This is a genomic window from Vibrio sp. 1CM24A (assembly GCF_023161725.1).
GTDB lineage: Bacteria > Pseudomonadota > Gammaproteobacteria > Enterobacterales > Vibrionaceae > Vibrio > Vibrio coralliirubri.
This window is the reverse complement of sequence record NZ_JALNTS010000012.1, coordinates 1-20,443: the sequence shown is the minus strand read 5'-3', so window position 1 is coordinate 20,443 and position 20,443 is coordinate 1. Positions and strand designations below refer to the sequence as shown.

The following is a 20,443-nucleotide window of genomic DNA, read 5'->3' as shown; positions in this document are numbered from 1 at the left end:
AGAACAACTTGCTAGTTAATATCTTTTACCAGGGGGTATGGCTGAAGCAAATATCAGTAAACACAAAGCCAAATGTATATTCGGTATCGTAAATACTGCTGCGTCAAATAGATATCAAGCTAACTAGCACCATAGAGTCAGTATAAACCCAACATACTATTTACTAATACAAAAACAGGGCATGAATGCTTAAGAATATGACAAACCTCAACAAAATTTTAGAAAACTACAGAATTGGAAGAGAGTTTGAGCAAAAAGAATGCAAAATGAGTATGAACTGACAGCTTAGTTACATCAAAAAGAAAGAAATTTTCAATTTGATGCAACTAAAATTGAATGACTATGCGTTGATTTGCGTAACCAGTTTGTTGATTTTGCCCATCAAGTTTGGTGCTAGTTTAGAGATCTCACGTTGTTCTTCAAGCACTGATGAAAGAATGTCATTGCCTGTTAGTGGGTTTGCTAACACCACGCGGAAAACGATGATTGGTTGATGTGCCCATGCTTCAGGGTTTAAGCGTGTACGCGACACGAAAGACTTACCTGTTTCACGCTGCTTCTTCTGAATAAACTTAGTCAGCTCATTGAGCAACTCATTCAGTTCGATACGATGTTCAGGCTCAGCTTTAAGCAGTGCAGCTTTGACTGATTCAGGTACATAGCGATAAGTCAGTAGGCAAAGCTCAGGTTCTGAAACCAGTTCGAAGTCGGTCTGATCTTTAATTAGGTCGGCAAAGTAGCGTGCTTTGTTGATGCTTTGGTCGATCAGTAGTTCATAACCAGGGCGGCTAATGATGTGCATTGCGGCGTAAACCAGCATTGCCATGCCTGAACGAGAGCCTTCTAACGTATGGCTGCCTAAATCTTTTGAGCCTTTACGTAGAATGTATTGAGCATGATGTTCAATCGCTGTCATCGCATCTGGCTTCTTAAACAGAACCATGCCCGCACCCATAGGGATATAAAGCTGTTTATGCGCATCAATTGTGACTGAGTCCGCTAGTTCAATACCATCAAGCAGGTGACGATGATTGTTAGACATTAGAGTCGCACCGCCCCAAGCAGCATCAACGTGAAAATGACAATCGGATTCGGCACACACCTCGGCGATGTCTCTTAGCGGGTCGATGTTACCGGTTTCGGTTGTACCAGCCACACCAATGACGGCGAAAGGTTTGATCTTGTTCTGCTTGAGCTGCTCGATCTTGAGCCTTAGATCATCAGTACAAATACGGTTGTCGTTATCTGTTTTAACAGACACTAGACCTTCTTGACCAATACCAAGGACATCCGCGGCTTTTTTAAGAGAGTAGTGACCACGTTCAGAGACTAAGATGGCAAGGCCTTCGTAGTCGTAGTGCTTCATGGCTTTAAACAAGCCTTCTTTTTCTACACCTTTGAAAGAACCCTGCGCTTTTAGTGCGTTGTTACGCGCAACCCAAAGCGCCGTAATGTTCGCGATGGTACCGCCAGAACAAAACGCACCTAAAGAGTGGTTTGCACTGTGCATCCAACGAGAATAAAACTGGTCGCTATCTTGATAAATCAGACGATGTAACATGCCCAGAACTTGACGCTCTAGGGGAGTGAAAGCTTTTGAGGTCTCGATTTTTACTAGATTCTGATTCAACGCAATCATGATTTTTGAAAGCGGCATCAGGAAGTACGGCAACGCAGAGGTCATGTGGCCAATAAAACTTGGCGAAGACGTGTGAACCGAATGAGACACAAGAGAATCGAGGAGATGCTCAGTATGTTCAGAAACAAACTCAGGCTGCTCTGGGATATGAGCATTTGAAAAATCTTTCTCAATTTCACGCAGCGGCTTTTCTTCAGCCACAATATGTTCACGTAAGAATTGATTCAGGTTTCGTGAAAGTTTGTCTTCAATTTGAGTGAGTGTTGAATCTGGGCCTTCAGGTACCGTGAAGATACGTAGAAGACTGTCGAAGCTAACATCTGCTGTTTTTTGTTCCGTAACCATAGCAAGCGAGTTATTTTTCTAATATTGACGCGAGCGGGACAATCTAAACGAAAACGGGAACAATGTCCCGTCTTAATTATGAAATCCAACTTCTCAAAAAAGCATATTAAATGAGGGGTTATTTACACTTAATCGCTTCAAGTTTACTGATCGACTGGTTGTAACGCTGCAGCGCTGAGTCGATTTGCTTAGGGTGGCTAAGCAGCTCTGCAAAGGCAGAACGTAGTTCGTAGTTTTGAGCATGAGGCGTTGATTGGCGATCATCGAACGTTGTTTTCGCGATTTTACCAAGCTCATCATCACGTGTTGATAGTGTTTTAATGTCGTGTTGCTCGAGTTGCAACCAACCTTCTACAGGTTGCTCTGTTGCCACTTTGCTTGAATCGTTCACAAGGTAGTAGTTAACCGCAGCACGGTTGAGCTCAAAGTGGTGCTTACGACCTTCTAGGAACCACTCACTCACTTCTGTTAGCTCTGGGTATTGCTCAGAGGTTAATGCAGCAAGGTCGGCATACCAATTCAAAGAAGCGTCGATGTACGCATCATATTTTTTTGCTTGGCACTGGTTTGTCTCAGACATTGAATCTGCTGCAAAAGAGAAAGTAGAAGTTGAAGCTAGCAGTAATGCGACGCAAAGGCGTTTCATAGTGGTTCCTTTTGTAAGTTTATTCTTTTTATAACTTTGTCGTTACAGGTTACCGTGATCGTTATTTGTTGAGCAATGACACTTAGTGTCTTTTTATTTCGGTAACTGTATCGGTGTCTTGGGCATTGGTATTCGAGTTGCATTCTAATCTAAAACAAACGCTATTCCTGCGATCTAGTTAGCAAGAGATACAAAGAACAACATCAATATCGGAACAAGCAAGCTGAGGATAAAGCCACTGACGATAGCGATAGGCACACATCGAACGCCGCCTGTTGTTTGAATGACCGGTAAGGTGAAGTCCATCGCAGTCGCACCAGCATAACCAATGGAAGTGCATGGGTAGCTGCGAATCAGCACTGGAATCAGTACCAAGGCAACTAACTCTCTTAACAGCTCAAGCATGAAAGAAGCGCCGCCATAGACAGGGCCAAAGGCGTCACCCATTAAGATACCAGCCAGAGAATACCAACCAAATCCAGAAGACATCGCCAAGGCTTTGAACAGAGGGATATCTAGGATGTAAGCCGCGATGACACCACCTAACATTGAGGTGATGATAATCGTGATTGCGATAACCATGCCGTGCTTGTTGAGTAAGATCTGACGAAGTGTGAGTCCGCTATTACGCAGTTGAATGCCGATAAAGAATAGAAGAACAAACAGAATCCATTCGCTTGCGGTATCAACCCAATCAAGGCTAATAGGCAGCACTAAGCCAGCGATTAGCCCTGAACCCACCACTAAGATAAGTTTGGCAGATTCCATCGCCATCGAAGAGAGGGGAAGCTTCTTCTTGCTACTGTCGGTTTTGAGTGGCAATAACTTATCAATAGCGGGCAATGCCATTAGGTTACATACGCTTAAGCAGACAAAGAAAGTGACGGTATATAGAAGGATTGTCTGCAGATTACTGCCTAGGTTATCGAGGGCGGCTAAGCTTAGTCCCATTAACGCCAGAATCACGTAGATCAACCGCGATGTTGAGCGGTTGATAAATTCTAATGTCTGAGCGTTCGAAATTGCAAAAAGATACCCCACGACGAGTGGCGCAAATATAAAGATCATCCCTGTAAACATGCTTTCCCCATTGCATTTACTTCATATTACACTTACTTGTAATTTAACAGTGACTTAGAAGCCGCTAGTATTGATCACGTCGCTTAGCTTTGCATTAAAATCATGCTTGCTCAAGTTGCTTAATTTATAAAGCACCTCTGCACCAGTCACGTTAAGTTCAACTTCGTGATCATCGATGTTCTCATCCTTGTTTCTGAACATCAGCAGGTGGTTAGCGATTCGAGCAATATCCAAGTAAGACACTTCACGCTGTTCGTGGTTATTGATGGTATTGCTGCACACATCAATAAAGTCGCTGTCAAAGCCCCAACGGTTAAGCACCAATTTACTGGTAGCAGAACATTGGCCTTGGAAGATTTGTAGAGCGATGTCGTGATCTAGGTAATTGCCATTTTCGAGGTAGAGGTGGTATTCGCTAACCAAACAGAACAAACCAATGTCAGCCAGTAATCCAACAAGCAGTGATTTTTCATGTTCAAGGTAACGGTATTCAATAGGGGAGAGCTCTTTGAAGCCGTTGGTCACCAGTACCATAGTGGCGCCTAGCTCTTTTGATACAGATGCGCTCTGAACCAATAACTTATTACACTCTTTACTGAGGTTGACTGAGTGTTTGAGTTGCTCAATAGCCTGAGCCGTCACGATGTCACGTACTCTTAATATGCCAAGGCGCGACACAGCCGTCATAATATCAACACAAGTAATATTGCGTCGGTTAAAGACGACAGAGTTAGCCACACGAATGACAATAGCAGCGAGGCCTGGGTCTTCGAGTAAGCACTCGGCAACTTCAGCAATCCCGGTTGATTCAAGGGTACAAAGCGATTGAATCTTCAGTACAACGTTAGGGATAGGAGGAAGTGTTATTTTTCCCGCTGAGATAGAATGTCCAACAAGTTGGGCAAACTCTGATTCTAGACCCTTTAAGAGAAGAGCCTTATTTTGAGGTAGCCAGAAAAACGATAAATGATTCATATAAAAAGTAAAAACATGTATGTCTTGCCATTTTACAAGCCGCGATGCTGCGAGGCAATACTCATCCGTCCACATAACCTTTAATAATTTGAACCGGTGTATCACTAGGTGTCCAAATTCAAGCATGGTTTGATAGTTTACTGTGACGTCAATCATGAAAAACCAGAATACTCAATTGATTGATGTGAACTAAGTCCAGACTTATTTTTCTTTTCGAAGTATGATTTATTTAAAGGTGAAAAACGAAACCATAATATTCACCTATAGAATAACAAAATAGATTTATAATTTTTCGCATAACAAGCTGCTTGTCTGGTGATCAACCTAATCGGGGTAATTTGATTAAGGATCAACGGATATGACCGAGACAGCATTTATTAATTACGTGAATCAATTTGGTGAGCATCAAAAACGTTCTATGTTCGGAGGTATTGGCCTCTTTCAAAATGACGCTATGTTCGCTTTATTGAGTGAAGGTTGTTTATTCATTAGAGGTGGAAAATCATTAGATAAAAAACTGACCGATCTTGATTGTGAAAAGTATCGTCATGTAAAAAAGCAGACAACAGCAACCGTAAACTATTACGACATTACGGATCTGTTTACCTGTGAACATCCTGAATTGGATAGTATTATTCGTACTTCAATCGATAATTCAATTCAGCAGCGTAGCTTCAAGAAATCATCAGCTAGCCGTAGATTAAGAGATCTACCAAACATGCAGCTTACGTTAGAGCGCATGGTTAAAAAAGCGGGTGTGGATGATGTTTCAATGTTTATGCAGTTGGGCGCGCCTGAAGTGTTTAATAAGGTTCGCGAAGCGTACGGAAACGATGTTGACCTTAAACTACTTTGGAAATTTGCGGGTGCAATTGATGGTATTCACTGGAAACTATTACAAGAGCCACGCAAGCAGCAACTACTAAAGAGCTGCCACTAAAGAAGTTTGCCTTATATGCTTAAGATTACTGTTAATAAATAAAAACCGAGGAATGTCCTCGGTTTTTTTGTTTCTGTCTTAGCCGGATTTCTTAAAAGACTAAGTATCAAAAGGCTAAGTGCTCATTAAGAGCTAGTTTGGCTTTAAGTATTAGTACTTGAAGCGAGCAGTGAACATAAGTTGGTCACCGTAGAAGTCGTTAATACGAGCTTCAGCGCCTAGAGAGAAAAGCTCTGTAGAGTGGAAACGCGCGTAAACAGAACCTGTCCAATCATCGTTGTCATCGATAGAAACGTAACCACCTTTACCACCAACTTCTAGCTGTGGACCAAGCCATTGGCGAACACCAACGTTGATTTCCATACCGATATCAGTAGAGCTTGAGTTCTCAGGCTGAACGATACGAGCTAGCATTTCACCAGTTAGGTCTGCCCAGTTGTTTAATGGAGCATGGAAACCAAGACCTACAGCTGAGTCGTAATCGCCTTCAAATTCTGAATCGATACGTGCTATAGCGTGAGCGTTCGGGTGAATTGACTTACTGAACGCACCACCAAATGTTACTGGGCTAGCACCGATGCGTGCTTCAAAGTAATCATAGTTAAAGTTGCTCATTACCTGTGGTTGTTCATCAACAGCTAGTGCTTGACCAGAAGCCAATAGCATAGCGGTAGTAAGTAGAATTTTGCGCATAACGACCGTAAACCTATATTAGTGTTAATTCCTTTGGTTTGAGACAAATCGGCAAACCATAAACATTGAGACAGTTTAATCTAACTCACGGAAAAGTAATCCTTTAAAATGTAAAACCTTACTCATTTAGTTAAAAAACAAGCAAATTAAGGATCAGTATGTAACGGAGATCTCATGTTTTAGGGCGAATGAGAAAAATAGACGAGCGAATTATCCAAAATTTGTATGTGTTCGGGCGCTTCTTATATCGGATGCCGCTTTTCTCAGTATCCATTAACCAATCAGTGCTATTCACCAAAACTGGTGCGTTTATCCGCCATTGAAGTCAGTATGCGCTCGGTATCTAAGATCGAAGTCCAGTTAAGCAATTGCTTGTCGTTGGCAATGACATAGTCAGTCAATTGTTGAGTAATCGTGTCTCTCAGTTGGTCGCCTTGCCAAGGTTTTGAAATATAGAAATCAAGTGCTGCGTTGTTAATGGCCGTGACGGTATCTTCTAGCCCAGCTTGCCCGGTGAGCAACAGCTTACGCGTTGGTTTAGTCGCGTCGTGTTGGTTGAGTTCGATCAGAAAATCAATGCCGGTCTTTTCTGGCATGATGTGGTCGCACAAGATTAACGCGAGCTTAATACCATCTTGTCCCATTTCTTTGATGACTTGCTTGGCTTCATCGACCGACTCAGCACCTTCAACCAGAAAGTTCTCTTCAAATATCGCCAAGTCCTGAAGGACACTATTGAGAACTTCAGGTTCATCATCGACACATAAAATTAGGTACTTATTCATGAGGTGCTCCTTCTTGTTTGAATGGAAGCCACACTTGCATGTTTGTATGGCTGCCTACCTCTGACTCCACCAAAATAAACCCTTGATGAGCCGAAACGATTTGTTGAGAAATGGACAACCCAATCCCTAAACCAAAGTTGCCTTCTTTTTTGGTGGTGAAGTTTGGGTTGAAAATGGTGTTGATGTCTTCTTTGGCAATGCCGTGACCAGTATCCGAGATTTGAACCACAAGAAACGTGTCGTCGCCTTTTATCTGTTGAGAGGTAGTAATGGACACTTTTCCTCGTTCAGTTAGGGCATCGAGCGCATTGGAGATAAGGTTGGTCCACACTTGTTGCAGCGAGAGCGACTGGCACAATAAAGGCGGTAAGTCGGTATCGTAATGCTTTTCGAGTTGGTGGTGTTTAAGCCTGTTTTCAAAGATCACTAAGGTATCTTCAAGCCCTTCGTGGATATCTGTGTAGTGGCGAACTTCTTCATCTTCTCTAGCATAGCTTTTTAGGCTTTTGACCATATCGGCAATACGCTTGCTGCACACTTGAATTGAGCGGATAGAGTTTCCAACATAGTGGTAATGCTCTAAGTCATTGAGTAGCTCTTTGCCTGCGACAGGGGACGCTTTTAATGTGTCTAAAACCGTAGAGTCTTGGCTTAGGTTTAGTCTCACGGCTTTTTTTGCTAAAGCACGGTCATCAATAGTCGACGTAAGATGCTTTACGAGCTGTCTTTCTTGGGCTGTTGATAGTGGCTTAGCTAACTTTGAATGTGCCAGTACGTCAGTCCCTTTATTGGACTCTGGAACAGATAGGTTTGCCAATATCTGGTCGAGGTGGTCTGACAGAGTTTCGATGCTTCTCAATATGGCTGCAATCGGGTTATTCAGCTCATGTGCGACTCCCGCGACAAGCTGTCCGAGCATCGCCATTTTCTCTTTTTCGATCAGTTGTTGATGTGCAGATTCTAATGATTCTAATGTTTGCTGCAGTTTGATCTTATTGGTGATGCTGCGTTGCAAGCGTCGATTGAAATGACGGAGCAATAGATTGGTAAATAAAGGCAGCAGGGTATTGTTCGAGTGCATCACCTGAGCAAAGCTATCTTTATCCAGTTTGATAACGCGAGTCTGCGTTAGGGTGATCGCGGTAGAAAACGAAGGCTCGCCTGTCACAAATGACATCCCGCCGACAATGTTGCCCTTGGAGTGACGTACCACTTCCCGCTGTTGCCCAAGTTCATCTTTCTTATATAGAGCCGCTTCACCCTCAATGATCAGCCATAAAAAGCGATTGTCTTCGCCTTCCACAGTGAGCAGATGTTCGGGCGAATAATCACGAATGGCCTTGGTTTTGTCATCTTTTGAAAACACATCTTGTAAGGCACTGACGACACGCTCTGCAAGGGCATTATCAGAAAGCTGGTGGTAGTCGTGAATGAACCCCGATTGGAAAGAGTGAATCTTTTGTTCAATGTGCGCTCTGAGTAAGCGCTGTTGATCTAATGCATCACTGTAAGAGAGCAGGTTTTCTGAGTCGTATTGGATAACAAAAGAGGTCAGCTCTTTTTGCGCTGATTTGAACAGAACCTGATCTTGAACCGGTTTGGTTAAACAGTGGTTGAGCCTGCCTTCATTCACAGCGGTCAGAATGGATTGAATGTCTGACGAAGCGCTGACTAATATCGTTCTTGCGGTATTACTATGGGGCAGCTGTTCAAGTTCAATCAGGAATTGCACGCCATTAAATTCAGAATGATGATGAGTGATCACCAAGGCAACGGTTTGGTTGTGATCATGAATATCTTCTAATGCATGATGTGCGTCTTCTATGTTCTCGGCAGTATAAATATCGAATACAGAAGCCAACGGAGCCAGCTCCGAACGTATTCTTTCAATGCTAACCGGATTATTGTCCAAACAGATAACAGCGTATTGATTCACAGCTCAACCTTAATAGTAGCGACGTCTTTAGCCTAGCAAGAACCGCCGAATAAGGATGAGAGCTAGCCGTTAATTTATTGAGGCAATCGAAGTATCGAGCAATAGACTGATTTAACTCAATGTTTCTTGTTTGCTACTGATGGGTTAGACTAAAAAAAACAGACACGTGTAGAAAGAGAACTCATGGAACAGTTAAGAAAAATTGGTGCAATTGGCGGCGCAATCTCATTGGCACTTTGTTGGCCACTAGCGGTTGGCCAAATTGGACAAAATGCGATTACTGATGGCGTTGCAAAGCTTAACAATTCAAGCATTCAAGCTGAGATCGTGGAATACGATAGAGGTTACCTGTCTTCCAACGTCACCACTCGTCTAACTGTGACGGATGAAAACCTGAAAGAGCAACTTGCGATTGATGGGCTGCCGAGTGAGTTTGTCATCAATAGTGCGGTTAGCCACGGTTTGGTGAGCCTAAATGCACTGTCGACGTTTGAGAATACCGATATTCTGCCTCTAACTCTGACGACTAGCACTGAGCTAAACGGCAACACTGACTTTAACTTCGAGTTAAGCCAGTTCAATCATCAAGGTTCTGATGAGAATGGTACGTCGGTATCGATCACTAAATCGAATCTTTCTGGCCATGCGACTGTTTTAGGCCAAGTTGATTACGAGCTTTCAATCCCTTCAGTTCAAATTGATTTTGAAACCGGTGAAGAGGTAACGCTGTCTAATCTGAAAGGTGTGGGTTCAGGCCAACAAGCGAAAGGCTACTGGTTGGGTACTCAGAATTTTACTATCGATAGCTTCTTGGTTTCAGACTCTGCAATGCAGCCTTTCATGACCATTGAAAACTCTAAGTACGATTTTGAATCACATCTAGATGAAGCTACTAAGCGTCTGCGCAGCAACCTTAAGCTGGATATCGCAAACATCGAGACCAATGAAGGCCAGTTGAACAACCTAAACGTCGATTTTGAAATGTCGAAGTTGGATAGCGAGTCGTTTGAGAAAATCTTTGAGATTTACCAATCTAATCCTGTGATGACGCAAGAAGACGTTGCAGAGATCATTCCATTTATCGATATCCTGTTTGCTAAAGGTTTCGACCTTTCAATGAACAACATGTCACTAGAGCTAGGTAAAGGGCAGTTCGAATCTAAGTGGTTGGTGAGCGTACCTGAAGGGACAGAAAACATCAGCAGCAACCCTTCGATGATCATGCCTGCATTAACGGGTAACATTCACTCTAGCTTCTCAAATGAGCTTGTTGAAGAATACCCATTCATCCGTGAAGGCATCGATGAATTGCTTGTGATGGAAATGATCAAGGAAACGGACAGTGGTTATGAAATCAGCGCTGACCTAGAAAATGGAAACCTAGTGTTCGAAAATGGACAAGAAATTCCATTAATCGCTCTACTTATGCCGGTTTTTGTTCAATAAACAGAGCAGGCTTGAATACTGATAGGGTGATTTAGCAGGTTAAGCTTAAACATTTTATACGGTACAAAACAAAAGAGGTCTTAAGACCTCTTTTGTTGTTTTTATGTTGGGTAAAACATGGTATTACTTGCATAGTTATTATTTAGCAGGAGCAATCATCCCCATGGAACTTACATTAGATAACGTATTCAACTTCAGTGCTGGCCCAGCTGCACTGCCTAAACCGGTAATGAAACAAGCGCAAGCGGACTTTATTGATTGGAATGGTTTAGGGACTTCCGTGATGGAAATCAGCCATCGCAGCAAGGAATTTATTCAAGTTGCTGACGAGTCCGAACAGGACCTACGTGATCTTCTGAACATCCCAGACAACTACAAAGTTCTTTTCTGTCAGGGGGGCGCTCGTGCTCAATTCGCTGCTGTTCCTCTAAACCTTTTAGGTGACGCGACCAAAGCGACTTACATCGATGCGGGTTACTGGGCAGAAAGCGCAGTGACTGAAGCGAGCAAATATTGCGAAATCGATGTATTCAACGCGAAGACGTCAATTGATGGCAAAGCAGCGGTTGTTCCAGCTAAAGATTGGAAAATTGACCCGGAAGCGGCGTATGTACATTTCTGTCCAAACGAAACCATCGACGGTATTGAAATCAGCGAACTTCCTCAAACGGATAAGCCAATCGTAGCAGATATGTCATCTAACATTCTGTCTCGTAAGATTGATGTGTCTCAGTACGGTGTTATCTACGCGGGCGCACAAAAGAATATTGGCCCAGCGGGTATCTGCATTGCAATCGTACGTGATGATCTACTCGAACTCGCAAACGACGTGTTGCCGAGTATTCTGAACTACAAAGTGCTTGCTGAAAAAGACTCAATGTTCAACACACCACCAACGTACGCTTGGTACCTATCAGGCCTTGTGTTCAAGTGGCTGAAAGCTCAAGGTGGCGTTGAGGCGATGGAGTTGGTGAACAAAGAGAAAGCAGCGCTGCTTTACGATGCAATCGATAGCTCAGCTTTCTACAAAAACGATGTTCACACTGCAAACCGTTCTAGAATGAACGTGCCGTTCCAACTGGCGAAACCTGAGTTAGATGGCAAGTTCCTAGAATTGGCAGATGCTGCAGGTCTGAAATCACTGAAAGGCCATAGAGCAGTAGGTGGAATGAGAGCTTCACTTTACAACGCAATGTCTCTGGAAGGCGTTCAAGCGCTGGTTAGCTTCATGAAAAATTTCGAAGAGAAATACGCTTAATCGATGATAGGGCTTTGACTGATAAATTGCTTATTTGATTTTTATTGTGTCGAATGCACCGAACGAGATAGATGCCGCTTTTGCGGCATTTTTTTTGTCGTTAATAATAAAGGGTATGGTATGTTGATTTATTGTAAGAACAGTCATCCAGAGATATGACGGATGTATCGGAATGAGCAGACCTTTCTCTTAAAGCGAGAGTACCAACTGTTTTTTAGACAGTTTTTACTATATAACGTGTCGCCCAAAACTGAATCTCTAATCATGAGCTGCGAGCGATAAGCCGCATCGCCCGGTTTATTGATGGGCGATTAAAATCCAACGTCTAATTTTTACCACAAGGAACCAAGTGTGAGGTTATTGAGTCTATTTGCGATGCTATTTCCGGCCGTTGCTTGTTCGTCCACACTTGAAATATGGGCTGGTATTAATTATGAAACGGCCGATTATGTAAAAGAACATATCGAAGCGATGACTGATCATCGTGTAGAAATTCGTTCGTTTGACGTCAACAGTATTCGTTCTGAACTTCTTGTCGCTGATCCTCGAGACAATACCTTTCCCGACGCCATTTGGGTTCCTTCTGACTTCTTAGGTCTAACTGAATATATCGATTTAGCGACACTTCCTGATGCTTGGGTCGATACCCAACGCTATGAGAAAAAAGCGCTCGACGCGGTGGTCATCAACGGTGAGCTTAAGGCGTTACCGGTTGGTATTGGAAACCAGGTCGTTCTGTATTCGAGTAAACCTCAAGCGCAAGTCGTGACATGGGAAAGTCTCATTGAACGCTCTGCTCAGTCCGATCAAGTGAGCGTGCTTTTTCCCAATCCAAACATGTACTTCTATCTAGCTTTCTATCAGCTTTTTTCTGAAGACTTATTATCGTCGAAGAATGTTAATGGTGAAGGGTTAGTTGCTATCTTTGATTTCATCGACATGTTGCAGCAGAAAAAAGTCATCGAATCATCGTGCAGTGATATTTGCGCGAGGCAGAGGTTCATCAATGGGGAAGTCGAGTTTTTAATTGACGGCGACTGGGCGTTCAGCGAACTCGATGCCGCTTTTGGTCGAGATTTGTACATCAATTCGTTGCCGACCTACCGTGGTGAAAGTATGTCTTCATTTAGTGGTGCGAAGGTTTTTGCTGTCACGGAAAAAGGCATGCAAAACCCCGATAAGAAATTGGCTTTGAAAGAAGTCGTTCAATACCTGCAATCAAACAGTTTTACCTATTTAGCTCACTCGAGTGCCATGGTTTCGCCGTTTTATGAGGTTAATCAACGTCGTGTTGAGGAAGGTAACCAGACATTTTCAAATATGTACGATGAGTTTCAAGCGTCGCAAATGATGTCGAGTGACTACAAGATGGCGATCGTTTGGGAGGCATCGGCTCGGGCGTATCAGCGTTACAAGTCAGGGATGCCAAAGAGTGAACTGCATAAGTTTTACAATGATTTTGTTCAATATTACTCGGCGAATATGAGGGTAAGAGATTGAAGCTATCATTAAAATACACCATGGGCTTGGTGTTGCTGGCTTGCTCAATGCTCCCTGTTTACCTAGCGGGACAGTTGATTCTCAATAAACAAAACCAAAGTTCTTTAGAGCAAAAAGAAACCAAGCTGGACAACTCTACGACCGGTATTCGTCAAACTGTACAAGAGCAAATTAAGCTGACGGCGAGCCTAACCCAATGGTATTCGCAAGACCGATCACTCATTAAAGCGGGTGGTAATATCTTTTTCTCGAGTGTGGTTTGGGACAAGATGGATAGCTTCAATGCGCTAGCGGAGAGTGTGTCCGCGACTTATATTCTGGACCAAAACTGGAAGCCCATTTATGACAGCAAAGGCAGCTTGTACCATTTTGAACAGAGCCAGTTATTAGAAAGCTTGAAGCGTCCTCAATCGGTTTATGGGCAAGGGAAATTGTTCCACACCGAGTTTACCGAAACGGAAGTGGCGGATAATGCCACTGCCGGTATTGCTTTTGTCGCGCCGATTTTACCTTATCGTTTGATTGAAGGTTCTACATACACGCCGCAGGGTTATCTTGTGGTTCTTATGGGGTATGACAGACTTAACACTAAAGTGACGCCTTTCCTTTATCAAAATGAGTCGGTTGAGTTTAACTATGTTGATTCAACGGATGCTCAGTCTTCTGAACAAAGTGCGAACATTATATCTATCGACAGTAAATTCTTTACCGACAAGTTGGTACTGAACGTCAAACATCATATTTCCGACAGTGCGCGCTTATTAGAGATGCAACAAGCTCAGGTGGTCTTTGTCAGAATATTGGTGGCGACGCTTGCCATCGCGATTGTGTTTGCTCTGTTCCTAAGCCGCTGGTTCTCAGGGCAGTTAAACCTGTTGGCTGAATCTGTTAAGTCGTATTCGCATAACCAATCACCGACTCATAGTGTGGATGAACATCGTTTTACTGAGTTCGTCACACTGAGTCGTTTATTGGAAACCATGTGGGGTCGCATACAATACCAAGTCCGTGAACTGACCGAAAGCAACGATAAACTCGAAAGATTTAATGTACAGCTAGAGGACTTAGTTGAAGAGAAAACCAGCAAGTTAACGTATTCGCTTGCGCGTGAAGAATCCCAGAAGCATCGTATTTTGAAGATCGTGCAGTTTGCGTCATCGAGACAGGCGGCTGAATATCGGTTGATTCCTCAAATGGTCGATCAAGAGTTAAAGACATTACTTGCTCAACATTCGACCCAGTTTCATTTTAACCGAACTAGCGAGGCTGACCTGATACTCTGTGACTCGCAGGGGACGGCAATTGGGTATTTTTGTTCGAGCTCATTTGCTCTACTCAGTGAAGAAGACCTGCTGATTTTTGACATGTACCAAAAACAGTTAGCCGGTTGGCTAGAGCTCGAAAATATTACGCGCATCAACATGCCAACTGGCTGTTTGAATCGTAAAGCTTTTAATGAAGATCTCGAATTCAGTAAACGCAGCATTAACGACAATCAAAATCAGATTTCTATGATCATTATTGATATCAATGGTTTGAAAACGACCAATGATGTTCATGGGCATGAAGTCGGGGATGAGCTGATACAGCGCTGCGTAGACGTAATCAGCCACGAATTGACACCTGCCAGTAATCTATATCGTTTGGGTGGAGATGAATTTGCGGTGCTTACCTTAACGTCTGGTGAGTCGAATTCGCTCAATGTCGCAGAGATGGCTGAGCAGTTGTACATTGCTCAGGAGCAACAGACAATCGAGACCAAAACCGGTATCGCTATTCCTGTCAGATTCTCGATTGGTGCAGCCTCTAGTGATTCAACAGACGTTGAGCAACTGTTCTCAGTCGCTGATGAGAATATGTATCAGCAAAAGCGTCGTTATTACCAAACGTTGTCTGTGGTGGGGAAATAACGCTAATCAAGCTGACAAATAGCTATCACGACTTTCGCCGCCCATTAGAGCGGAACTGCTGCGGCGTGAGATTAAAATATGCTTTAAACGCTTTGATGTACGAAGAGTCGTTTTGATAGCCAACTTGGTCAGCAATACGTTGGATCGAGAGCTCTTCATCAAGCAAAGATAACGAATAAATCAGTCTGATTTGTTGTCTCCACAACTGAAATGACGTGTTGAACTCTTTTGAGAACAAGCGCGATAACGTTCGCTCCGATGCGCCGACTTTTTCTCCCCAATCTTTTAGCGAATAATCTAATATTGGTGAGTCTGTCAGCGCTTCGAATATCAGCTTCAAGCGCCTGTCTTCGGGTAGCAATAATTGAAAGGTTTGCACATTATCTTTCATTATTTGGTCGTGCAGAACCGCGAGCAAACGCGATACCTCATCATCACTCACCAATCCTTCGCACTGCCTTCGGATCTCTTGCAATAGTTCATTTAGAAATGGCGTGAGGGTAATGGTTCGCACTTCAGGCTCATATTCACTGCCAAAGGCAGGGTTAAGGTAGATGCCGACAAACGTCGTATGGCTCAATGCGATGGATTCATGTTGAATACCCGCAGGTACCAACAGCGCAGAAGTGTGCGGGACAAGATGCTGGTAGTGATCAGTCTTAGTTTGCAATAAACCTCTGATTGGAAAGATCACTTGATGCCAAGTATGTTGGTGCATTGCATCGATGAAACCTTTAGGCATGTCGATGGTCTTTACTAGCGCTGGTGAGCTTGGGTTGGCAGCCATCATCTCGTTGGAAGTCATGACATCGGAGTGAGAATCTATTTGGCGGGTTGGCATTGTTAATTGTCCTTACATCTCTACTCTGACATTGGCTTGTTAGGCTATCATGCTCGGCATAGTGAATGAAGTCGAGTGTGATGCCGTCTTACCTCATACAGTTCAGCAAGTATGTTTTCAGTAAGAAAGTTTCCATTAATAAGGAAGGGATATGAAGAAGTTAGGTGTAATCAACAGCGTATTGGTAGGGAAAACCGTTGCCTTTGCTCACGGTACACAGAGTGCCATCAATAAACAGGTTTTGTCGGAACGTCAACACGCCACAGAGCTTGGTTTTACCAATGACGAACAAGGTGACCCTCGTTTTCATGGTGGCATTCAAAAAGCCCTTCATATTTACCCAAGCGAACATTACCCAGTTTGGGAAAAAGACTTAGGCGACAAAATCATCTTCCAATCTGCAGGCGCATTTGGCGAGAACCTAAGCTCAAGCGGAGTGACTGAAGCGTCTATTTGTTTAAACGACAAGATTCGGATTGGTTCAACATTGCTGGAAGTTTCGCAAGGGCGCATGCCTTGTTGGAAGCTTAATGTGCGATTCGATCAAAACGATATGGCGAGAAGACTGCAAGACACACTTCGAACTGGTTGGTACTTCCGTGTATTGGAAGAGGGCGTTATTGGCGCAGGTGATGAGATTACTTTGTGTGAAAGACCATACCCTGATTGGTCGCTCGCGCGCATTATGGGCGCTGTCTTTACCGGAAGCCTAGATAGAGAAGAACTGAGCAAGATGGCTGAACTTCCTTTGGTCGAGTCTTGGGGGAAACTGGTTGAGCGTCGTCTCGAAACGGGCGAAGTTGAAGATTGGGAAATGCGCTTAGTCGGGCCAACTGCCGAATAAACCTAGACGATAAAAATGACAAAGCCCACTTATGGGAAGTAGTGGGCTTTAAATGTGTACGTTCCATTCAACGCTAGCTAGAGCCAGAAACTCTTCAAAGGCATATCAGCGTCAAAGTGATGAGCGATCTGCGCTTGGAGAAGCTCAGCGGTCGCAATAGCGTCAGTTAATGCATGATGCGGCGTGTAATCGGGCAGGTGGTAGCGACGACGACTTTGCCCCAGTCTCACTGAAGCTGGCTTCTTACCTTTCAGCTTATTCCACAAGCCGCCAGCCAGTTTATTTTGGATCTGAGATTCAATCTCCAGCGTGTCGAGGACTGGGAACTCAATGCCTTCACCGAGTCGCACTTTCAATGCATTATCCAAGAAGTCACGTTCGATACGACGATAGTGAACCACTGGGATATGTCCCGCCATTGATTCTAAGATCTCCCCCAACACTTCGCTAAGGTCTGGCGCATCAATGATGTCATTGTGCGTGATGCCATGAATCACGACAGACTCTTCTTCTAACTTCTGTTTTGGTCTCAGCGTCCAGTGTTTGGCTTGTCGCAAGTAGATGCGATTGAGCGTAAATGGCACTAAACCAATGGTAATGATGCCGTCTTTGTTTGGGTTTAACCCCGTCGTTTCAAAGTCGACAGCCAAGAACATCACTTCTGAAAGTGGCGTATCAGGCGCAGGAAGAGGCTGGCTATAAAAGTGCTTTAAGCGCTCGTCTCTCGCTCGTTCTAGCTTCTGAGCAAACTTAAATGGCCAATCGACCGCAGGTGATCTGAATAGTTTGTTCATAGGCCCTACTTAAACTTGTTGCTGGCTTGATAACGGAACTTAAGGAAGTTTTGCGCATTACTTAATATTTGGAATGCATCCTTTAGGTTACGTCGTTCGAAGTCAGACAGGTTCTCTGGTTCGATGTTGTTATCAGGCTCGATGTTGTTGTCGACATCGTGTGCTTGGTGGCGAATACGAACCAGAGAGATAAACTCCATCGCATCTTTCAAATCTTGAGCTCGGCCTTTCGGCAGAATACCAGCGTCGATAATGTCATCTAAACGTTCGAACGAGTTCTTAGAGCGAGAGGCTACCGCCAGCGAGTGAACACGAATCAAATCGGCCAGTGGCGCAGTACCACGACGCTTAAGATTGATTGAGTTGTTGTGGCGGCCATCTTTCTCCATCACGAAATCTTTGAAGAAGCCAAGCGGCGGTGTGCGGTTGAGTGCGTTACGTGCAAGACACGCCAAGAAGCGGTTGTTCTTACGTGCGCGTCGAACAATAAAGCTGTTCAATTGTTCAGCCCATTTCAGACGACCATAAACGCCATCTAAGTCAAAGAAGATTGAAGCATTCAATAGGGCTTTCGGGTTTGGATCATCAATCCAATCGGCAAAGCACTCTTCCCATTGTCGACGAGTCATACGCCATGTTGGGTTAGTCGCCATGATGTCGCCAGTACAGTACACATAGCCACACTGATCTAAGCCATCACAAATGAAGGTCGACAGCTCCTCAAAGTATTTACCGTGCTTTTTCTCATCGTAGGTATCATCAAGAATGATTGCGTTATCTTGGTCTGTAACCAGCAGCTGCTCATCACGCCCCATAGAGCCGAGTGCGAGGAAACAGTAAGGAATAGGCGCCTTGCCCAATTTCTCTTCGCCCAGTTCGATAATACGTTGCTTAAAGCTACGGCCAATTACCGACATTGCAGTACCCACCATGTGGGCATTCGCATCTTCGTTAACTAAGCGCACAAAGCTGTCTTTCACTTGCTCGGATAGTACCTTCAGGTCTTCAATACTTTGTTGCTGGAAGATACTACTTACCAATAGCAGTGAGTTTTGAGATTCGTAACGAACAATATCGGTCGCTTCGATAATGCCAATCGGCTTCTTATCTTTAAGTACTGGCAAATGGTGCACGTTGTAGCGAAGCATGGTCATCATGGCTTCGTATACATAGGCGTTGTGGTCGAGTGAGATAACCTCGGGTGTCATCACGCTGGATACTTCATCCGATGGGTCGAGACCTTCGGCGAGGACACGCGTACATAAATCTCGGTCGGTGATGATGCCAATCACGGGTGTTGAGTCATCTTCATCATCTTCAACGATATCTGGGTCGATGATCAGCAAAGAGGAAACATTATCCTGTGCCATCATGGTCGCAGCTTGCTGAATGGTGCGCGTTTTTTCGATCATTGGCGCTTCGCTGGTCAGCAGCGTTTTAACCTTGGATGTTGTTAGGTCGTTAGCGTCGTTGCTGTCGGAGTTGGCTTGGCGCAGTCGCGCGTTATCTTCTACTTCTACGAAATCGGCAAAGGAGTCGTAGTTGTCGTAGAGCTCTTGAAAGATAGGCTCAGGAATACAGTAGAGCAGGGTATCTTCGGTCGCTTTAACAGGGAAACGCACCTTGTTGTTGGTCAGTAGGCCCATTTGACCGAACAAGTGGCCTTCATCCAGGCGGTTATAGAGTTCGCCTTTACGGCGGTAGACTTCGACTTCGCCACTTCGAACGATGTATAAGTCATGAATTTGATCACCAAAGTGAATGATAGGGGTATCTTGGCGGTAATAAGAAATTTCCACGCTACTGGTCACTTTCGCCAACATCTCCTCAGGGAGTTCTGTGAAAGGGGGGTATTGTGCCAGAAAGTTTTGAATCTCTAATAACTCAGCATCCATAATGATCATCCATTGGTTTGTATGATTTCATGGTACAACATTTGATAATATTTTGCCGTCACAAATCAATCTGTGAGCTAAAACCTTTTTAAAGTCTTATGGATAGACTAACCTTTCAATTAATGGAGTGACAGTTTAAGGATGATAGGAATGTCGAAGTGGAAGCTTAGTTTTGTATCTGCGGTTTTTATGTTTTCTCCAAGTTTGTGGGCGGACACTAACGCGGTGGATATTTTAGATTACGACCATATTTATGCCACGGCGCATTCGGGCAGTTTAAATGAAGATGCAGGCAGTAATAACAATGCCTCGTCGTATGGATTAGGCGTCAGTTACGCGATGACGGATGATTGGTTGTTGCTGGGCGATTACAGCGCACGCTTTATTCACCCTGATGACACCACAACTCGAATTGATACGCTGATGCCAGGTGTTGGTTACCGTTACAGCATTAAGAAAGATTTAGATATAGTGGCTTACTACCTGCTTGGTATCACGAAAGGTAAGGTTGAAGATAATGACACCAACCGAACTGAATCTTCAGACACCGAGTTCATCCAAGGGGTAAAAGCTGAGCTTAACTATGGATTTGCGAAACGTTGGATTGCCAATGGCAGTGTGCAAGTGAACCGAAGTGACCTGTTTGATGAAGAGATCTATCACTTAGGTTTACGTTATCTAGTGACCAATAAGTTTGCGATTGGTGGGTCATATCAACATCGAGATGGTGAAGGTAAAATTCGTAGCGAACGAACCAATGAGTTGGGCGTGGAGTTTTTCTTAGAGTATTAACTTACAAAGTATCTAAACCTGAAAGTCGAGACACAAAAAAGCCAGCTTAATGAACTGACCCCCAATAGTTGGACACCAATTATTGGGGGTCTTTTTATGTCCAAATATAGCCGTGAGCTAAAAT

17 protein-coding genes are annotated in these 20,443 nt (G+C 43.9%); 7 read left to right on the top strand and 10 right to left on the bottom strand.

Annotated features, from left to right (window positions below):
* Positions 1–340: 340 nt before the first annotated feature.
* The 4 genes from panP to MSG38_RS21715 form a co-directional block, all read right to left on the bottom strand.
* Complete coding sequence (panP, locus tag MSG38_RS21730) at positions 341–1,984, bottom strand: pyridoxal-dependent aspartate 1-decarboxylase PanP (RefSeq protein WP_193842242.1); 1,644 nt, start codon at positions 1,982–1,984, stop codon at positions 341–343.
* 118 nt (positions 1,985–2,102) lie between these two features.
* Positions 2,103–2,630, bottom strand: a complete 528-nt coding sequence (locus MSG38_RS21725) for a hypothetical protein (RefSeq protein WP_017065407.1) — start codon at positions 2,628–2,630, stop codon at positions 2,103–2,105.
* A gap of 174 nt (positions 2,631–2,804) precedes the next feature.
* Positions 2,805–3,710: a lysine exporter LysO family protein gene (locus MSG38_RS21720; RefSeq protein ID WP_061039215.1), complete on the bottom strand. Its 906-nt coding sequence runs from the start codon at positions 3,708–3,710 to the stop codon at positions 2,805–2,807.
* A gap of 54 nt (positions 3,711–3,764) precedes the next feature.
* Positions 3,765–4,685: an HDOD domain-containing protein gene (locus MSG38_RS21715; protein ID WP_052878172.1), complete on the bottom strand. Its 921-nt coding sequence runs from the start codon at positions 4,683–4,685 to the stop codon at positions 3,765–3,767.
* A gap of 358 nt (positions 4,686–5,043) precedes the next feature.
* Between MSG38_RS21715 and MSG38_RS21710 the strand changes: the two genes are divergently transcribed.
* Positions 5,044–5,625, top strand: a complete 582-nt coding sequence (locus MSG38_RS21710; RefSeq protein WP_017060401.1) for a TfoX/Sxy family DNA transformation protein — start codon at positions 5,044–5,046, stop codon at positions 5,623–5,625.
* A gap of 150 nt (positions 5,626–5,775) precedes the next feature.
* Here the strand turns inward: MSG38_RS21710 and MSG38_RS21705 are convergent, their stop codons facing one another.
* The 3 genes from MSG38_RS21705 to MSG38_RS21695 form a co-directional block, all read right to left on the bottom strand.
* The gene (locus MSG38_RS21705; RefSeq protein ID WP_048609214.1) at positions 5,776–6,318 is read right to left on the bottom strand and encodes a hypothetical protein; all 543 of its coding nucleotides are present in this window, start codon (positions 6,316–6,318) and stop codon (positions 5,776–5,778) included.
* A gap of 287 nt (positions 6,319–6,605) precedes the next feature.
* The gene (locus MSG38_RS21700; RefSeq protein WP_017071960.1) at positions 6,606–7,103 is read right to left on the bottom strand and encodes a response regulator; all 498 of its coding nucleotides are present in this window, start codon (positions 7,101–7,103) and stop codon (positions 6,606–6,608) included.
* On the bottom strand, positions 7,096–9,039 hold the full coding sequence (locus tag MSG38_RS21695; protein WP_248402585.1) for an ATP-binding protein: 1,944 nt from the start codon (positions 9,037–9,039) through the stop codon (positions 7,096–7,098). The genes MSG38_RS21700 and MSG38_RS21695 overlap by 8 nt, the downstream gene beginning before the upstream one ends.
* Positions 9,040–9,222: 183 nt before the next feature.
* Here MSG38_RS21695 and MSG38_RS21690 point away from each other — a divergent pair, with 183 nt between their 5' ends.
* From MSG38_RS21690 to MSG38_RS21675, 4 genes are all read left to right on the top strand, one after another.
* On the top strand, positions 9,223–10,485 hold the full coding sequence (locus MSG38_RS21690) for a DUF945 family protein (RefSeq protein ID WP_050643193.1): 1,263 nt from the start codon (positions 9,223–9,225) through the stop codon (positions 10,483–10,485).
* 163 nt (positions 10,486–10,648) lie between these two features.
* Positions 10,649–11,743 (top strand): 3-phosphoserine/phosphohydroxythreonine transaminase, encoded by a 1,095-nt coding sequence (gene serC, locus MSG38_RS21685; protein ID WP_086970254.1) that lies wholly within the window; start codon positions 10,649–10,651, stop codon positions 11,741–11,743.
* Positions 11,744–12,118: 375 nt separating this feature from the next.
* A complete protein-coding gene (locus MSG38_RS21680) occupies positions 12,119–13,243 on the top strand; it encodes an extracellular solute-binding protein (protein WP_248402629.1) in 1,125 nt (374 codons plus the stop codon).
* Positions 13,244–13,263: 20 nt separating this feature from the next.
* Positions 13,264–15,153: a GGDEF domain-containing protein gene (locus MSG38_RS21675; RefSeq protein ID WP_248402628.1), complete on the top strand. Its 1,890-nt coding sequence runs from the start codon at positions 13,264–13,266 to the stop codon at positions 15,151–15,153.
* 25 nt (positions 15,154–15,178) lie between these two features.
* Here the strand turns inward: MSG38_RS21675 and MSG38_RS21670 are convergent, their stop codons facing one another.
* Positions 15,179–15,994, bottom strand: coding sequence for a helix-turn-helix transcriptional regulator (locus MSG38_RS21670; protein ID WP_248402584.1), 816 nt, complete (start codon positions 15,992–15,994; stop codon positions 15,179–15,181).
* A gap of 151 nt (positions 15,995–16,145) precedes the next feature.
* On the opposite strand from MSG38_RS21670, the gene MSG38_RS21665 reads away from it, so the two are divergent.
* Positions 16,146–16,838 (top strand): MOSC domain-containing protein, encoded by a 693-nt coding sequence (locus MSG38_RS21665; protein ID WP_248402583.1) that lies wholly within the window; start codon positions 16,146–16,148, stop codon positions 16,836–16,838.
* A gap of 77 nt (positions 16,839–16,915) precedes the next feature.
* Here the strand turns inward: MSG38_RS21665 and MSG38_RS21660 are convergent, their stop codons facing one another.
* Together MSG38_RS21660 and MSG38_RS21655 are read right to left on the bottom strand one after the other, a co-directional pair.
* Complete coding sequence (locus MSG38_RS21660) at positions 16,916–17,632, bottom strand: 3'-5' exonuclease (RefSeq protein WP_248337639.1); 717 nt, start codon at positions 17,630–17,632, stop codon at positions 16,916–16,918.
* Between the two features lie 5 nt (positions 17,633–17,637).
* The gene (locus MSG38_RS21655; RefSeq protein ID WP_048609207.1) at positions 17,638–19,527 is read right to left on the bottom strand and encodes a DUF294 nucleotidyltransferase-like domain-containing protein; all 1,890 of its coding nucleotides are present in this window, start codon (positions 19,525–19,527) and stop codon (positions 17,638–17,640) included.
* Between the two features lie 150 nt (positions 19,528–19,677).
* Between MSG38_RS21655 and MSG38_RS21650 the strand changes: the two genes are divergently transcribed.
* Positions 19,678–20,319 (top strand): outer membrane beta-barrel protein, encoded by a 642-nt coding sequence (locus MSG38_RS21650; protein ID WP_029405474.1) that lies wholly within the window; start codon positions 19,678–19,680, stop codon positions 20,317–20,319.
* Positions 20,320–20,443: the final 124 nt, after the last annotated feature.

What these genes read in the sequence shown, in the direction of transcription:
- MSG38_RS21705 (WP_048609214.1), bottom strand. Translation starts at nt 6,318, where the DNA reads ATGCGCAAAATTCTACTTACTACCGCTATGCTATTGGCTTCTGGTCAA.
- MSG38_RS21670 (WP_248402584.1), bottom strand. Translation starts at nt 15,994, where the DNA reads ATGCCAACCCGCCAAATAGATTCTCACTCCGATGTCATGACTTCCAAC.
- MSG38_RS21655 (WP_048609207.1), bottom strand. Translation starts at nt 19,527, where the DNA reads ATGGATGCTGAGTTATTAGAGATTCAAAACTTTCTGGCACAATACCCC.
- MSG38_RS21700 (WP_017071960.1), bottom strand. Translation starts at nt 7,103, where the DNA reads ATGAATAAGTACCTAATTTTATGTGTCGATGATGAACCTGAAGTTCTC.
- serC (WP_086970254.1), top strand. Translation starts at nt 10,649, where the DNA reads ATGGAACTTACATTAGATAACGTATTCAACTTCAGTGCTGGCCCAGCT.
- MSG38_RS21675 (WP_248402628.1), top strand. Translation starts at nt 13,264, where the DNA reads ATGGGCTTGGTGTTGCTGGCTTGCTCAATGCTCCCTGTTTACCTAGCG.
- panP (WP_193842242.1), bottom strand. Translation starts at nt 1,984, where the DNA reads ATGGTTACGGAACAAAAAACAGCAGATGTTAGCTTCGACAGTCTTCTA.
- MSG38_RS21660 (WP_248337639.1), bottom strand. Translation starts at nt 17,632, where the DNA reads ATGAACAAACTATTCAGATCACCTGCGGTCGATTGGCCATTTAAGTTT.
- MSG38_RS21650 (WP_029405474.1), top strand. Translation starts at nt 19,678, where the DNA reads ATGTCGAAGTGGAAGCTTAGTTTTGTATCTGCGGTTTTTATGTTTTCT.
- MSG38_RS21690 (WP_050643193.1), top strand. Translation starts at nt 9,223, where the DNA reads ATGGAACAGTTAAGAAAAATTGGTGCAATTGGCGGCGCAATCTCATTG.
- MSG38_RS21665 (WP_248402583.1), top strand. Translation starts at nt 16,146, where the DNA reads ATGAAGAAGTTAGGTGTAATCAACAGCGTATTGGTAGGGAAAACCGTT.
- MSG38_RS21725 (WP_017065407.1), bottom strand. Translation starts at nt 2,630, where the DNA reads ATGAAACGCCTTTGCGTCGCATTACTGCTAGCTTCAACTTCTACTTTC.
- MSG38_RS21710 (WP_017060401.1), top strand. Translation starts at nt 5,044, where the DNA reads ATGACCGAGACAGCATTTATTAATTACGTGAATCAATTTGGTGAGCAT.
- MSG38_RS21680 (WP_248402629.1), top strand. Translation starts at nt 12,119, where the DNA reads ATGCTATTTCCGGCCGTTGCTTGTTCGTCCACACTTGAAATATGGGCT.
- MSG38_RS21715 (WP_052878172.1), bottom strand. Translation starts at nt 4,685, where the DNA reads ATGAATCATTTATCGTTTTTCTGGCTACCTCAAAATAAGGCTCTTCTC.
- MSG38_RS21720 (WP_061039215.1), bottom strand. Translation starts at nt 3,710, where the DNA reads ATGTTTACAGGGATGATCTTTATATTTGCGCCACTCGTCGTGGGGTAT.